Source organism: Clostridium sp. B9, from assembly GCF_050509515.1.
Lineage (GTDB): Bacteria > Bacillota > Clostridia > Clostridiales > Clostridiaceae > Sarcina.
Window position 1 is genome coordinate 148929 of sequence record NZ_JBNWKA010000003.1, and the last position, 14142, is coordinate 163070.

7 protein-coding genes, 1 tRNA gene and 3 rRNA genes are annotated in these 14142 nt (G+C 35.4%); 9 read left to right on the forward strand and 2 right to left on the reverse strand.

Annotated elements, in window-relative coordinates; genetic code table 11:
• Nucleotides 1–66 precede the first annotated feature (66 nt).
• On the reverse strand, nucleotides 67–585 hold the full coding sequence (locus ACQZHJ_RS00795; protein WP_430483655.1) for a TetR/AcrR family transcriptional regulator: 519 nt from the start codon (nucleotides 583–585) through the stop codon (nucleotides 67–69).
• 681 nt (nucleotides 586–1266) lie between these two features.
• On the opposite strand from ACQZHJ_RS00795, the gene ACQZHJ_RS00800 reads away from it, so the two are divergent.
• The 9 genes from ACQZHJ_RS00800 to ACQZHJ_RS00840 all read left to right on the forward strand — a co-directional run bounded on the left by ACQZHJ_RS00800 (nucleotide 1267) and on the right by ACQZHJ_RS00840 (nucleotide 12554).
• A 16S ribosomal RNA gene (locus ACQZHJ_RS00800) occupies nucleotides 1267–2781 on the forward strand.
• A 192-nt stretch (nucleotides 2782–2973) separates the two neighbouring features.
• Nucleotides 2974–5878: ribosomal RNA gene (locus ACQZHJ_RS00805) — 23S ribosomal RNA — on the forward strand.
• Nucleotides 5879–5935: 57 nt separating this feature from the next.
• A 5S ribosomal RNA gene (gene rrf, locus ACQZHJ_RS00810) occupies nucleotides 5936–6053 on the forward strand.
• The 16S, 23S and 5S rRNA genes sit together here with 1 tRNA gene alongside, the layout of an rRNA operon.
• 7 nt (nucleotides 6054–6060) lie before the next feature.
• Nucleotides 6061–6135: transfer RNA gene (locus ACQZHJ_RS00815), tRNA-Asn, on the forward strand.
• 508 nt (nucleotides 6136–6643) lie between these two features.
• Nucleotides 6644–8734 carry an elongation factor G gene (gene fusA, locus ACQZHJ_RS00820; RefSeq protein ID WP_430483656.1) on the forward strand — a complete coding sequence of 697 codons (2091 nt, stop codon included), beginning with the start codon at nucleotides 6644–6646 and terminating at the stop codon, nucleotides 8732–8734.
• Nucleotides 8735–9080: 346 nt separating this feature from the next.
• The gene (locus ACQZHJ_RS00825) at nucleotides 9081–9317 is read left to right on the forward strand and encodes a hypothetical protein (RefSeq protein WP_430483657.1); all 237 of its coding nucleotides are present in this window, start codon (nucleotides 9081–9083) and stop codon (nucleotides 9315–9317) included.
• A gap of 254 nt (nucleotides 9318–9571) precedes the next feature.
• Nucleotides 9572–10519 (forward strand): ROK family protein, encoded by a 948-nt coding sequence (locus ACQZHJ_RS00830; RefSeq protein ID WP_430483658.1) that lies wholly within the window; start codon nucleotides 9572–9574, stop codon nucleotides 10517–10519.
• Between the two features lie 581 nt (nucleotides 10520–11100).
• A complete protein-coding gene (locus ACQZHJ_RS00835; protein ID WP_430483659.1) occupies nucleotides 11101–11643 on the forward strand; it encodes a rubredoxin-like domain-containing protein in 543 nt (180 codons plus the stop codon).
• A 287-nt stretch (nucleotides 11644–11930) separates the two neighbouring features.
• On the forward strand, nucleotides 11931–12554 hold the full coding sequence (locus ACQZHJ_RS00840; protein ID WP_430483660.1) for a histidine phosphatase family protein: 624 nt from the start codon (nucleotides 11931–11933) through the stop codon (nucleotides 12552–12554).
• Between the two features lie 375 nt (nucleotides 12555–12929).
• Here ACQZHJ_RS00840 and ACQZHJ_RS00845 read toward each other — a convergent pair whose 3' ends face one another.
• Complete coding sequence (locus ACQZHJ_RS00845; RefSeq protein ID WP_430483661.1) at nucleotides 12930–13727, reverse strand: DeoR/GlpR family DNA-binding transcription regulator; 798 nt, start codon at nucleotides 13725–13727, stop codon at nucleotides 12930–12932.
• Nucleotides 13728–14142: the final 415 nt, after the last annotated feature.

Here is a 14142-nt window from a genome sequence, read left to right on the forward strand (position 1 = left end):
TATTAAAATAGATTGAGATAAAATGAAAAAGAGCTATAAGTATTATTTGAATACTTATAGCTCTTTTTAAATATTTAAAAGTAAAAATAAATCATTTAATGTAAGTTCTGATCTAGATATTAAAATAAGATTATTTAAAATAAAAAATGAAAATTTACTAGATGAAATAGGTGGATTTATTTCACCTATTTTTATATGAATATTTATAATCCTTCTAATAACATCATACATTGGATCTATAATTTTATGATTTTTAGATGAATGCTTAGCCATTTCTGAAAATATATGGCGGTAATTAGTTAAAAATTCATTTATATTATCAGATATAATCTCAATTTTAGCTTTGAAGGAAATATCGGCATCAACAATTTGGTTAGATTTAAATAATATTGTATTCCAATCTGTTGTTAGTATATCAGAGACAAGCTTATCTTTATTTTTAAAGTAGTTATAAAAAGTTCCTGTACCTATATTACACTCTTTAGTAATATTTCTTATATTTAAATTAGTATATCCATTGGATAACAATTGCTTTTTCCCTTCAATTAATAAATCTTCACGTACATTTTTAATTATTTTAGGCATATTAAAGCCTCCTTTAAAAGAACTCGTATAAAAAAATTATAGTATTTAAAAAGAAGAAATTCAAACAATCACAAATAACTATTTTAAATATTCAAGTGAATAAATAGATTTATATTTAAAATAGTTGATAATAAATGTATTAAATTAACTTATGGCTTAAAAACAGTGATAAAACATAAAATATAGAAGAAAAAATATAGTAGGATATTTGCTTTATATTAAATTTCAAAAGTAAACTAAGGGTATGAACATATAAATTAAATGAGGATATTTATTAGGAAAGTATTATTTTAAAGATTAAAATATAATTTAAAGTATATATATGGAAGAGATATACAAATAATACTGGTTAAACTATTCCTAGTGTATCAATATAAAATAAATGTAGTAAAATAAAGAAATATGGAGTAATAAATGAATAATTAGATAAAATGGGTGTTATATATGGGAGGAATAGTTATATACATGGTAAGATAAATCTCGTCGCTAAGAGACACGGCAAACAACTTAACAAAACAAATTAAAAGTTTTGAAAAAAGTTGTTGACAAAGTTTCTAAGTGATGTTAAACTAAGAAAGTCGCTTGAGGGCGACGAAGAAATGGTCTTTGAAAATTAAACAGAAGATATTAACATAAACCAGCAATTCTTTTAACAAGTAATATGAGTATAGATTAAACTTTTAAATTGAGAGTTTGATCCTGGCTCAGGATGAACGCTGGCGGCGTGCTTAACACATGCAAGTCGAGCGATGAAGTTTCCTTCGGGAAACGGATTAGCGGCGGACGGGTGAGTAACACGTGGGTAACCTGCCTCATAGAGTGGAATAGCCTTTCGAAAGGAAGATTAATACCGCATAACATTGAGAGATGGCATCATCACTCAATCAAAGGAGCAATCCGCTATGAGATGGACCCGCGGCGCATTAGCTAGTTGGTGGGGTAACGGCCTACCAAGGCGACGATGCGTAGCCGACCTGAGAGGGTGATCGGCCACATTGGGACTGAGACACGGCCCAGACTCCTACGGGAGGCAGCAGTGGGGAATATTGCACAATGGGGGAAACCCTGATGCAGCAACGCCGCGTGAGTGATGAAGGTTTTCGGATCGTAAAGCTCTGTCTTTGGGGAAGATAATGACGGTACCCAAGGAGGAAGCCACGGCTAACTACGTGCCAGCAGCCGCGGTAATACGTAGGTGGCAAGCGTTATCCGGATTTACTGGGCGTAAAGGGAGCGTAGGCGGACAATTAAGTGGGATGTGAAATACCCGGGCTCAACCTGGGTGCTGCATTCCAAACTGGTTGTCTAGAGTGCAGGAGAGGAGAGTGGAATTCCTAGTGTAGCGGTGAAATGCGTAGAGATTAGGAAGAACACCAGTGGCGAAGGCGACTCTCTGGACTGTAACTGACGCTGAGGCTCGAAAGCGTGGGGAGCAAACAGGATTAGATACCCTGGTAGTCCACGCCGTAAACGATGAATACTAGGTGTGGGGGTTTCAACACCTCCGTGCCGCCGCTAACGCATTAAGTATTCCGCCTGGGGAGTACGGTCGCAAGATTAAAACTCAAAGGAATTGACGGGGCCCCGCACAAGTAGCGGAGCATGTGGTTTAATTCGAAGCAACGCGAAGAACCTTACCTACACTTGACATCCCTTGCATTACTCTTAATCGAGGAAATCCCTTCGGGGACAAGGTGACAGGTGGTGCATGGTTGTCGTCAGCTCGTGTCGTGAGATGTTGGGTTAAGTCCCGCAACGAGCGCAACCCTTGTCGTTAGTTACTACCATTAAGTTGAGGACTCTAGCGAGACTGCCTGGGTTAACCAGGAGGAAGGTGGGGATGACGTCAAATCATCATGCCCCTTATGTGTAGGGCTACACACGTGCTACAATGGCTGGTACAGAGAGATGCAATACCGCGAGGTGGAGCCAAACTTTAAAACCAGTCTCAGTTCGGATTGTAGGCTGAAACTCGCCTACATGAAGCTGGAGTTACTAGTAATCGCGAATCAGAATGTCGCGGTGAATACGTTCCCGGGTCTTGTACACACCGCCCGTCACACCATGAGAGTTGGCAATACCCGAAGTCCGTGAGCTAACGCGTAAGCGAGGCAGCGGCCGAAGGTAGGGTCAGCGATTGGGGTGAAGTCGTAACAAGGTAGCCGTAGGAGAACCTGCGGCTGGATCACCTCCTTTCTAAGGAATACATCTTAGGATAACTAAGATGATAAAAAGAATCTGGATAATATCTCTGTTTAATTTTGAGAGACTATCTCTCAAAATTGTTCTTTGAAAATTGCACATAATAATTTAATTTATAGAAAACAACAAAGCCAAATTGGCAAACCAATTTCTATTCTTTGTAAAATGAGAACTATAACTAATATAGGTCAAGCTACAAAGGGCGCATGGTGAATGCCTTGGCATCAGGAGCCGATGAAGGACGTGATAAGCTGCGATAAGCTTCGGGTAGACGCACATAGTCTGAGATCCGAAGATTTCCGAATGAGGAAACTCACATGGGAAACCCCATGTATCCATAAGTGAATACATAGCTTATGGAGGGTAACCTAGGGAACTGAAACATCTAAGTACCTAGAGGAAGAGAAAGAAAAATCGATTTTCTTAGTAGCGGCGAGCGAAAGGGAAAGAGCCCAAACCGGAAACTTGTTTCCGGGGTTGCGGACATAGCATCAAAGTGGAGGCTATTGTAACTGAAGAGAGCTGGAAAGCTCCACCGTAGAAGGTAATAGTCCTGTAAGTGAAACGAGAAGACCACGAGTTATGATCCAGAGTACCACGAGACACGTGAAACCTTGTGGGAAGCAGGGAGGACCACCTCCCAAGGCTAAATACTACCTGATGACCGATAGTGAAGCAGTACCGTGAGGGAAAGGTGAAAAGAACCCCGGGAGGGGAGTGAAATAGAACCTGAAACCGTGTGCCTACAACCGTTCAAAGCCCCTTATGAGGGTGATGAAGTGCTTTTTGTAGAACGAGCCAACGAGTTACGGTATGTAGCAAGGTTAAGTACTTAAGGTACGGAGCCGAAGGGAAACCGAGTCTGAATAGGGCGACTAGTTGCATGCCGTAGACCCGAAACCGGGTGACCTATCCATGGCCAGGTTGAAGCGAGGGTAAAACCTCGTGGAGGACCGAACCACGTTGCTGTTGAAAAAGCATGGGATGAGCTGTGGATAGCGGAGAAATTCCAATCGAACCCGGAGATAGCTGGTTCTCTCCGAAATAGCTTTAGGGCTAGCGTCGAGTATGAGTAGTGGAGGTAGAGCACTGAATGGGCTAGGGGGCATAGCGCTTACCGAACCTTATCAAACTCCGAATGCCACATACTATGAGCTCGGCAGTCAGACTGCGAATGATAAGATCCGTAGTCAAAAGGGAAACAGCCCAGATCGTCAGCTAAGGTCCCAAAGTGTAAGTTAAGTGGGAAAGGATGTGAGATTTCTAAGACAACTAGGATGTTGGCTTAGAAGCAGCCACTCATTAAAAGAGTGCGTAATAGCTCACTAGTCGAGAGATCTTGCGCCGAAAATGTAACGGGGCTAAACTTACCACCGAAGCTACGGGCTTGAATTTAATTCAAGCGGTAGGAGAGCGTCGTAATCGGGCTGAAGTCGTACCGTAAGGAGCGGTGGACTGATTACGAGTGAGAATGTTGGCATCAGTAGCGAGATGTGGGTGAGAATCCCACAGGCCGAAAACCTAAGGTTTCCTCAGGAAGGTTCGTCCGCTGAGGGTTAGTCGGGACCTAAGCCGAGGCCGAAAGGCGTAGGTGATGGACAACTGGTTGATATTCCAGTACCACTACCATCGTTATTATCGATGGCGTGACGCAGGAGGATAGTGTGTGCTAGCTATTGGATGCTAGTCTAAGCACTTAGGCAGTGAAAGTAGGCAAATCCGCTTTCATAATGCTGAGGTGTGATGGGGAAGGTTCCACGGAACCGAAGTACATGATTCCACGCTGCCAAGAAAAGCGTCTAGAGAGAGAAGTAGTGCCCGTACCGCAAACCGACACAGGTAGGTGAGGAGAGAATCCTAAGGCCGGCGGAAGAATTACAGTTAAGGAACTCGGCAAATTGACCCCGTAAGTTCGCGAGAAGGGGTGCCTACGAGAGTAGGCCGCAGAGAATAGGCCCAAGCAACTGTTTAGCAAAAACACAGGTCTCTGCTAAAGCGTAAGCTGATGTATAGGGGCTGACGCCTGCCCGGTGCTGGAAGGTTAAGGGGAATACTTAGCGCAAGCGAAGGTATGAACTTAAGCCCCAGTAAACGGCGGCCGTAACTATAACGGTCCTAAGGTAGCGAAATTCCTTGTCAGGTAAGTTCTGACCCGCACGAATGGCGTAATGACTTGGGCACTGTCTCAACTGTAAATCCGGCGAAGTTGTAGTGCGAGTGAAGATGCTCGCTACCCGCGATTGGACGGAAAGACCCCGTAGAGCTTTACTGTAGCTTAGCATTGAGTTTTGGTATTGTCTGTACAGGATAGGTGGGAGACTAGGAAACTAGGGCGTCAGCCTTAGTGGAGTCATCCTTGGGATACCACCCTGACAGTACTGAAATTCTAACTGGCGGCCATGAATCTGGTCACAGGACATTGTTAGGTGGGCAGTTTGACTGGGGCGGTCGCCTCCTAAAAAGTAACGGAGGCGCCCAAAGGTTCCCTCAGAACGGTCGGAAATCGTTCGAAGAGTGCAAAGGCAGAAGGGAGCCTGACTGCGACACCCACAAGTGGAGCAGGGACGAAAGTCGGGCTTAGTGATCCGGTGGTACCTCGTGGGAGGGCCATCGCTCAACGGATAAAAGCTACCTCGGGGATAACAGGCTGATCTCCCCCAAGAGTCCACATCGACGGGGAGGTTTGGCACCTCGATGTCGGCTCGTCGCATCCTGGGGCTGAAGTAGGTCCCAAGGGTTGGGCTGTTCGCCCATTAAAGCGGCACGCGAGCTGGGTTCAGAACGTCGTGAGACAGTTCGGTCCCTATCCGTCGCGGGCGTAGGAAATTTGAGAGGAGCTGTCCTTAGTACGAGAGGACCGGGATGGACTGACCTCTGGTGTACCAGTTGTTCCGCCAGGAGCACAGCTGGGTAGCTAAGTCGGGAATGGATAAACGCTGAAAGCATCTAAGCGTGAAGCCAACCTCAAGATGAGATTTCCCATAGCGTAAGCTAGTAAGATCCCTTGAAGAACACAAGGTTGATAGGTCGGGGGTGTAAGCATGGTAACATGTTCAGCTGACCGATACTAATAGATCGAGGGCTTGACCAAATTATAGTAAATTAAATTTGATTATGTGCAATTTTGAAAGAACAATCTTTCTAAATATCTGGTGATGATGTTCTTTAGGGTAACACCCGTTCCCATTCCGAACACGACGGTTAAGCCTTTAGAAGCCGATGGTACTGCACGGGAGACTGTGTGGGAGAGTAGGTGGTCGCCAGGTCAAATGTTCCTCGATAGCTCAATGGTGGAGCACTCGGCTGTTAACCGATAGGCTGGAGGTTCGAGTCCTCTTCGAGGAGCCATTTTTTTAAAAGAGTTATTAAAGAAGATATCAATATCTTTTTTAATAACTCTTTTTTGTATGTAATTTATTAATTATGAAGGAATTTTAAATTAATTGTTGAATAATAAAAGTATAAATAAATTTAAATATAAGGTTAAAATCTTTTTATTAGATTTATTTTAGAGGTTTTCATAATATAAATAAAATTATTAGTTTCTTAACTTAGTTATATTATTTAAACGATAATATAATAGATTAATTAAATTAGAAGTATAATTTTTTAATATATAAAAGCTTATAAGTAATAAAATATAATAATTTTAGATATAGAAGAATATATTTATTTATATAAGCTGCTTATTATTAATTTAAAATTATATAAAACAAAAGTTGTACAATTAAATAACCTATTAAAAGCACTATTTAAAGACCAAATAAGTATAAAGATAATACTAATTTTTTCTAGAAAGGTGGTGGGGGCTACGCATATATCATTATGTAAACGATATAATGCTGTAGTGTAAATTATGAAAGAGTATAAGATTGAGAATTTAAGAAATGTAGGGATTATAGGACATAGTGATTCAGGTAAAACTGCATTAACAGAAGCTTTACTTTACTATACAAACACTACTGACAGATTAGGAACTTGTGAAGATGGAAATACAATAAGTGACTATGATCAAGAAGAGAAGAAAAGAAGAATATCATTATCATTATCTGTTGTACCATTTGAGTGGAATGGTATTAAGGTTAACTTATTAGATACTCCAGGATACTTTGACTTTGTTGGTGAGCAAATAGAAGGTGTTAAGGCAGCGGATTCAGCTATTATAACTGTCTGTGGTGTAACTGGAATTCAAGTTGGTACTGAAAAGGCATGGGAGTGTTGTGAAAAAGAAAAATTACCAAGAGCATTTTTTATAAATAAATTAGATAGAGAAAATTCTAATTTTGATAAAGTTTTAGAAGATATAAGACATACTTTTGGTAGTGGAGCTATTCCAACACAATATCCAATAGGTTCTGAACGAAATTTTAGAGGTATTGTAAATTTAATAACTCAAGAAGCTTTTGAGTATGAATTCAAAACAGGTAAAATAACAGAAATAGATGTTCCTGAAGATATTAAGGATAAAGTTGAAGAGTATAGAACTTACGTAATGGAAGCTGTAGCTGAAACTGATGAAGAGCTTTTAGATAAGTATTTTTCAGAGGGTGAGCTAACAGTAGATGAAATATATAAAGGATTTTCTATTGGTTTTGAAAATGGAGATATAGCACCGGTTATGTGTGGAAGTTCTTTGTCAATTGTCGGAATGCAAAGTTTACTATCTTCGATTAAAGGATATTTCCCATCTCCTAATATGAGTGAGTCTAAAATAGCTACTGATAGCAATGAAGATGAGATAGCTGTTAAAGTTGATAGTGAAATGCCTTTTTCTGCATTTGTATTTAAGACAATAGCAGACCCGTTTGTAGGCAAGCTATCTATGTTTAAGGTTCAAACAGGAGAATTAACCAGTGATAAGGTAATTATAAATTCTAAGAATGGTAAAATAGAAAAAGTGGGCTCTTTATGTTTCTTAAGAGGTAAAAATCAGATACAAACTAAAAAGGTTACAGCTGGTGATATAGGTGCAGTTACTAAGCTTCAATATACTGTAACTGGTGATACTTTATGCGAAAATAATTTCAAAGTTTCATATAATAGTTTTGAATTCCCAGAGCCAGTTATGACAATGTCTATTTTACCTAAGAGTAAGGGAGATGAGGAGAAAATATCACAAGGACTTACTAAGCTTTTGGATGAGGATCCAACATTTAGTGTTTCTAGAGATAAAGAAAATGCAGAAACATTAATTTCTGGAATTGGAGAAACTCATTTAGAAGTATTAGCTAGTAAATTAAAAAGTAAGTTTGGAGTTGATGTAAAACTTCAAGATCCTAAGGTACCATATAGAGAGACAATAAAGGGGAATGCAGATGTTCAAGGAAAGCATAAAAAGCAATCTGGTGGGCATGGACAATATGGTGATGTAAAAATTAAGTTTGAACCTAGAAGAGATGGAGAGAGCGATTTAGAGTTTGTTGATAAAGTTGTAGGAGGAGTTGTTCCTAGAAATTATATACCTGCTGTTGAAAAAGGCTTAAAAGATTGCTTAAAGAAAGGTGTACTAGCCGGTTATCCAGTAATAGGAATTAAGGCTACATTACATGATGGTTCATATCACCCTGTAGACTCCTCAGAAATGGCATTTAAAGTGGCTGCATCATTAGCGTATAAGAAAGGTATGGAGAATGCTAAGCCAATACTTCTAGAGCCTGTAATGAGAGCTGAGATAGTTATTCCAGACGAATATATGGGAGATGTTATAGGGGATATCAATAAGAAGAGAGGAAGAGTAGTTGGGATGGAGCCTGATGGAAAGAATCAGAGAGTTATTGCAGAGGTTCCATTATCTGAAATGTTTAAGTATGCTACTGACCTGCGCTCAATAACTCAAGCAAGAGGAAGTTTTAGTATGACTTTTGAAAAATATGAAGAAGTCCCTTCTACAGAAATAACTAAAATAATTGAAGCTGCTAAAAAGATGAGAGAAGCTAAGGAAGCTTAAGATTTATAAAAAGTGCTATCTAAATATAGAAAGATAGCACTTTTTATGTATACTAGGAAAAAAATGTGGTTAAATTAATAATATTCAAGGTATTATTTTTATAAATCAGGGTAAAAAGTAAAATGATAAAAGAATTTACTGGTATATTAAGTAGAAATGCATAAAAATTTAGTTTTTGTAATATAAATCTTTTGAGAAATTATATATTATTTTGAAGTGTTTAAATAAAACTTAATTAATAGTAGTAACTAATATTTTAATATAAATTTTTAATATTAAAAAGGAATTTTATATATACATATCTAATTATATTTAGAGATAATATCTTAAATGAGGTGCAAGTTTCATGTGTAATTACAGAATGGATATAAAGGGGAAAATAGGGTTAAGCGACTATAGTAATATATTTGACTATATAAATGTAGTAAGAGTATGTGATAAGTTTATGATATATATGGATTCACTAGATGATGACAATATAGGAATAATATGTTCTATGCTTAAAGATAACAATTTCAACATAAAAAACCAAGGATATGATAATAAGGGAATTTACTATATAAATGCTAAGAAAATAGGGTAAAACACATAATTTTTAATAGTATTTTTTATATAAATAATTGTAAAAATATATAAATTAAAAAGGGGATAACTTTAACTGTGTAAAGGTACGTACATTTATGTTATAATTTACTTTGTGTTAAATAAATAATTATTAATAAGCTATAATTTAAGTTGTCATATAATAATTTAACGAAGTGAATTCTAAAGGGCAACTTGTTAAGAAGCACTTATAGTTGAATTAATCCATAAGAAACATGGGGGAGGATTTTTTAAATGAAGAATTACGTTGTTGGAATAGATCTAGGAGGAACAAAAATAAGCTGTGCTCTTGCTGATCTAGAAGGAAATGTTAAAGCTCAACATACAACTCCAACTAATGCTCATGAAGGCGAGCAAGCTGTTTTAGACAGAATAATTGGATGTGTTGAAACTGTAATATTCGAAGGAAAAGTAACAATAGACGAAGTAGAAGCTATAGGTATTGGATCACCAGGACCTTTAGATGCTAGAACTGGTATCATAATAACAACTCCAAACTTACCTTTCAAAAACTTTAACTTAGTTAAGCCTTTAAAAGAAAAGTTTGGTATTCCTGTATACTTAGATAACGATGCTAACGTAGCAGCTATTGGAGAGTTCATGTTAGGTGCTGGTAAAGGTACAGAGAACATGGTATACATCACAGTAAGTACTGGTGTAGGTGGAGGAGCAATCCTTAATGGAAAAATCTACAGAGGAAGTACTTCAAACGCTTTAGAGATAGGACACGCAACAGTTGCTCCAGGAACAGTTAGATGTAACTGTGGTAACATGGGATGTTTAGAGGCAGTATCATCAGGTACAGCTATAGGAAAAAGAGGAAGAGAAGCTGTAGCTACTAATGTAGAAACTAGCTTAAAAAATTATGATAACGTAACTTCATATGAAGTATTCGTTGAAGCTGCTAAAGGAGATAGAGTAGCTAAGTCTATAATAGATGAGGCATTAAACTACCTAGGAATTGGTGTAGCAAACACTGTAGCAACTTTTGACCCAGATATGGTTGTTATCGGTGGAGGAGTTTCAAAAGCTGGAGAAATAGTTTTTGAAAGAGTTCAAGAAGTAGTTAATGAAAGATGTTTCAAAGCTATGACAGATCATTGTAAGATAGTACCTGCTGGATTAGGAACAGATGCAGGGGTTATCGGAGCAGTAGCTTTAGCATTATTAGAGTGTAAATAATAAATTTTATATAAAAAAGTTAGGAGCTTTTTAGCTTCTAACTTTATTTTTTATAATAAAAATTACTAGACATACATATAAATAGATAGTAAAATGTTATAAATTTATTAAATACAAGAATTAAGTGTTTAAAGACTAGAAAAAAAGTTTGATTTATGATAAAACTATATTAAAAATGGAAAATTTAGTCTGAGAATTAGGTCATAACCACATATTGTGCTTATCTATACAAAAATAGCTATGTAATAAGTTTGTTATATAGCTATTTTTTTATTATAAGGTATAACATAGAACGAATTTATTTAACTCTAAATAAGACTACAAATGGATCGGTAGATTTTAAAATATATATTTTAAAGATATATATTATCGAGTTTTAATTGTATTTTAGATAAATAACAAAAAAATCTAAAAAAAATGAAAATAACTATTGCTAAATAATAATTATTATTATATAATAATGTCATAAGGTTGATGGGGATAAAACATCAACAAATAAATGACAGAAATTTAAAAGACTTAAATATGATTTTAATTGAATTTAGATAAAAAAGATTGTTTGTTTGTAGGAGGAATATATTATGAAAAAATTTGTTTGTACAGTATGTGGATATGTTTATGAGGGAGAGCAAGCTCCAGAAAAATGCCCAGTATGTGGAGTAGGAGCTGACAAATTCATGGAGCAAAGTGGAGATTTAGCTTTCGCTGATGAGCATAGAATTGGAGTTGCTAAAGGTGTAGATGAGAGAATAATAGAAGGATTACAAGCTAACTTCATGGGTGAGTGTACAGAAGTAGGAATGTACTTAGCTATGTCAAGACAAGCTGATAGAGAAGGATTCCCAGAAGTTGCAGAAGCATATAAGAGAATAGCATTCGAAGAAGCTGAGCACGCTGCTAAATTCGCTGAAATGTTAGGTGAAGTTGTTGAAGCTGATACAAAAGCTAACTTAACTGCAAGAGTAAATGCTGAGCATGGTGCTTGTCAAGGTAAAAAAGATTTAGCTACTTTAGCTAAACAATTAAACTTAGATGCAATCCATGACACAGTTCATGAAATGTGTAAAGACGAAGCTAGACATGGAAAAGCTTTCGCTGGATTATTAAACAGATACTTCCAATAAGATAAAAAACACGCTTTATATATTAAGAAATTTTAATTACTTCCTTATTCATAAGAGGCACCATTAGGGGTGTCTCTTATTTTTATGCTTATAAGTAAGTTTGATAAAGGTCTTAGTATATGTGCTTAGGTTAATATAATTAATGTTTTGGATATATTTATTTAAAATTTGAAATTATTTACCTAGGATGACATAATAAAAATAAATAGTTTAAAAAAGTTTATATTTTTTCTAAAGAAATAAATGTAATAATTATTAAAGAATTTATATAATAAAAGGAGAAATTTATGAAGATATACTTTACTAGACATGGTGAAACTATGTGGAATCTTGAACATAGATTTCAAGGGTGGAAAGATTCAGAGTTAACTGAACTTGGAGTTAAGAGAGCTGAATTGTTAGGAAGAAGATTAGAGGGTTTAAAGATAGAGAAAATATTTACTAGTCCTATAAAGAGAGCAAAAAGAACTGCTCAGTTAATAAAAGGGGACAAGGATATAGAAGTTATTGAAGTTGAAGGTTTAAAAGAAATAAGTTTTGGCAAATGGGAAGGAATGACTACTAAAGAGATTAAAGAATGTGCGGAGTATGTTCAAGAACTTGATAATCTTTTTAATAAGCCTTTTTCATATAACAGTTTTGATGGAGAGAATATAAAGGAATTTACTGAAAGATTATTTAAAACAGTGGATGATATTGTTAAAGAAAATGATGGTAAGGATATATTAATAGTAACTCATGGCATGTGTGTTAGATATCTTATAGCTTATTTCAAAAATCAGATGGAAGAAAGATACATAGTTGATAGCCCAATATTCCATCAAGCTAGTTACAATGAGGTTGAGTGGAATGGAGAAAACTTTGAAGTAATTACATTGAACAATATTGACCATTATGAATATGATAAATAGTGTAGGTTTCTTTAAAGTGATAAAATAATCTTATAACTAGTATATTTATAGTATGAAATTAAGTTGTTTCAAGAATAAAAAATAAGAAACTACACAATCTAATATTGTAAATGTGCTACAAATCTTAAAACTAAAATTTATTGACTTTAGTCTAAGCCTTTTCGTTTATTGGGAAGAGGTGATTAAATTTTAGATATAAGATTTTTAAATATTGAGGTGCTAAATTTTAGCACCTCCCTAATCTAAAAGTTAGTGATTTACTATAAAAGCGGTGAATTTAATGGCTATAGCTTAATGAATAGTTATGCTTAATCTACTTTTAGATAATAAGCACATAAAAAAAGATAGGGATACAAAATGTATCCCTATCTTTTTTTATTTTTGAGAATAAAGTCTGTGTGTTACTTCATTTAAATGACTACAAAGCTTAAGCTTTATATTTTTATCTTCGAAATATTGAACAAATTTTTCAGTAGGTTCCTTATCTGTAACTATGTAGTCTAAGTCATCTATTTCACAGTAGGTCATTAATGAGACATGATCAAATTTAGAACTATCTGCTAGTAGGAAGCACTCAGCACTTCTTGTTATAGCTGTTTTTTTGATTTTAAATTCTTCTTTTGTGGAGTTGGTTACACCTCTTTTAAGCGAAATACCTGTACAAGCCATAAAACACTTATTTATGTTATAGCTTTTTAGTATGTCTGTGCTATGAAGTCCTGTAAAAGACTGAGTTTTTCTATTTAGGATACCAGATAGACAAATGATACTTAAGTTACTATAATGCATGGCTTTGCAAATAGCAGTAACATTGTTTGTAAATATGGTTATATCCTTCTTATCTTTTAAAAAGTCTATTATATTAACTGTAGTAGTTCCTGAATCTAAGAAAATAGTATCTCCATCTTCAATAAATTCAGCAGCAGCTTTACCTATCAATATTTTAGAATTACTATTCTTAACATTTCTTTCTTCAAAAGAAACTAATTCTTGATTTTCATTAATAGTTACTCCACCATAGACTTTTTTTATGGTTCCTTTTTCTACTAGAACACTTAAGTCTCTTCTTATAGTATTTTTAGATACATCAAAGACTTCGCATAGCTTATCAAGCGATACAGTTTTATGATTTATGATGTAGTTTTCAACTAGGTCTATTCTTTTTGAACGCATATCTTTCTTTGTTGCTCGTAATTATCATTAACAATATAACTATAGTCAATTAGTGAGTAAGTATTTGTAACCTTTATATAATATGAAGAGTTTTATACTAAAGGTATTACTATAATTCTATAAAATCAAGTAATAAAATTTAAAACAATCTATAAATAAATTAAAATTAACTCAAAATATTATATCTATAAATATAATTTGATTTGATACAGCAATTTATTGTATGTATCTTACTGCAACAAGTGTTCATCTCCTTTCATAAAGGTTTGTTATTTTATTATAAACGAATTTCAACATAAAAGGAAGAGTAAATTAGTAATTAAATGAGTAAGTTTTGAGTATATTTAAATTAAAATATGATAATGTTTATGGTAAATTGATGAAAAAGTTGTTGACATGTTATGGTTAAGTTGAT

Bases quoted from the DNA above. Each gene is read 5' to 3' on its own strand.
- ACQZHJ_RS00795 (WP_430483655.1), bottom strand. From the start codon at position 585: ATGCCTAAAATAATTAAAAATGTACGTGAAGATTTATTAATTGAAGGG.
- fusA (WP_430483656.1), top strand. From the start codon at position 6,644: ATGAAAGAGTATAAGATTGAGAATTTAAGAAATGTAGGGATTATAGGA.
- ACQZHJ_RS00825 (WP_430483657.1), top strand. From the start codon at position 9,081: ATGTGTAATTACAGAATGGATATAAAGGGGAAAATAGGGTTAAGCGAC.
- ACQZHJ_RS00830 (WP_430483658.1), top strand. From the start codon at position 9,572: ATGAAGAATTACGTTGTTGGAATAGATCTAGGAGGAACAAAAATAAGC.
- ACQZHJ_RS00835 (WP_430483659.1), top strand. From the start codon at position 11,101: ATGAAAAAATTTGTTTGTACAGTATGTGGATATGTTTATGAGGGAGAG.
- ACQZHJ_RS00840 (WP_430483660.1), top strand. From the start codon at position 11,931: ATGAAGATATACTTTACTAGACATGGTGAAACTATGTGGAATCTTGAA.
- ACQZHJ_RS00845 (WP_430483661.1), bottom strand. From the start codon at position 13,727: ATGCGTTCAAAAAGAATAGACCTAGTTGAAAACTACATCATAAATCAT.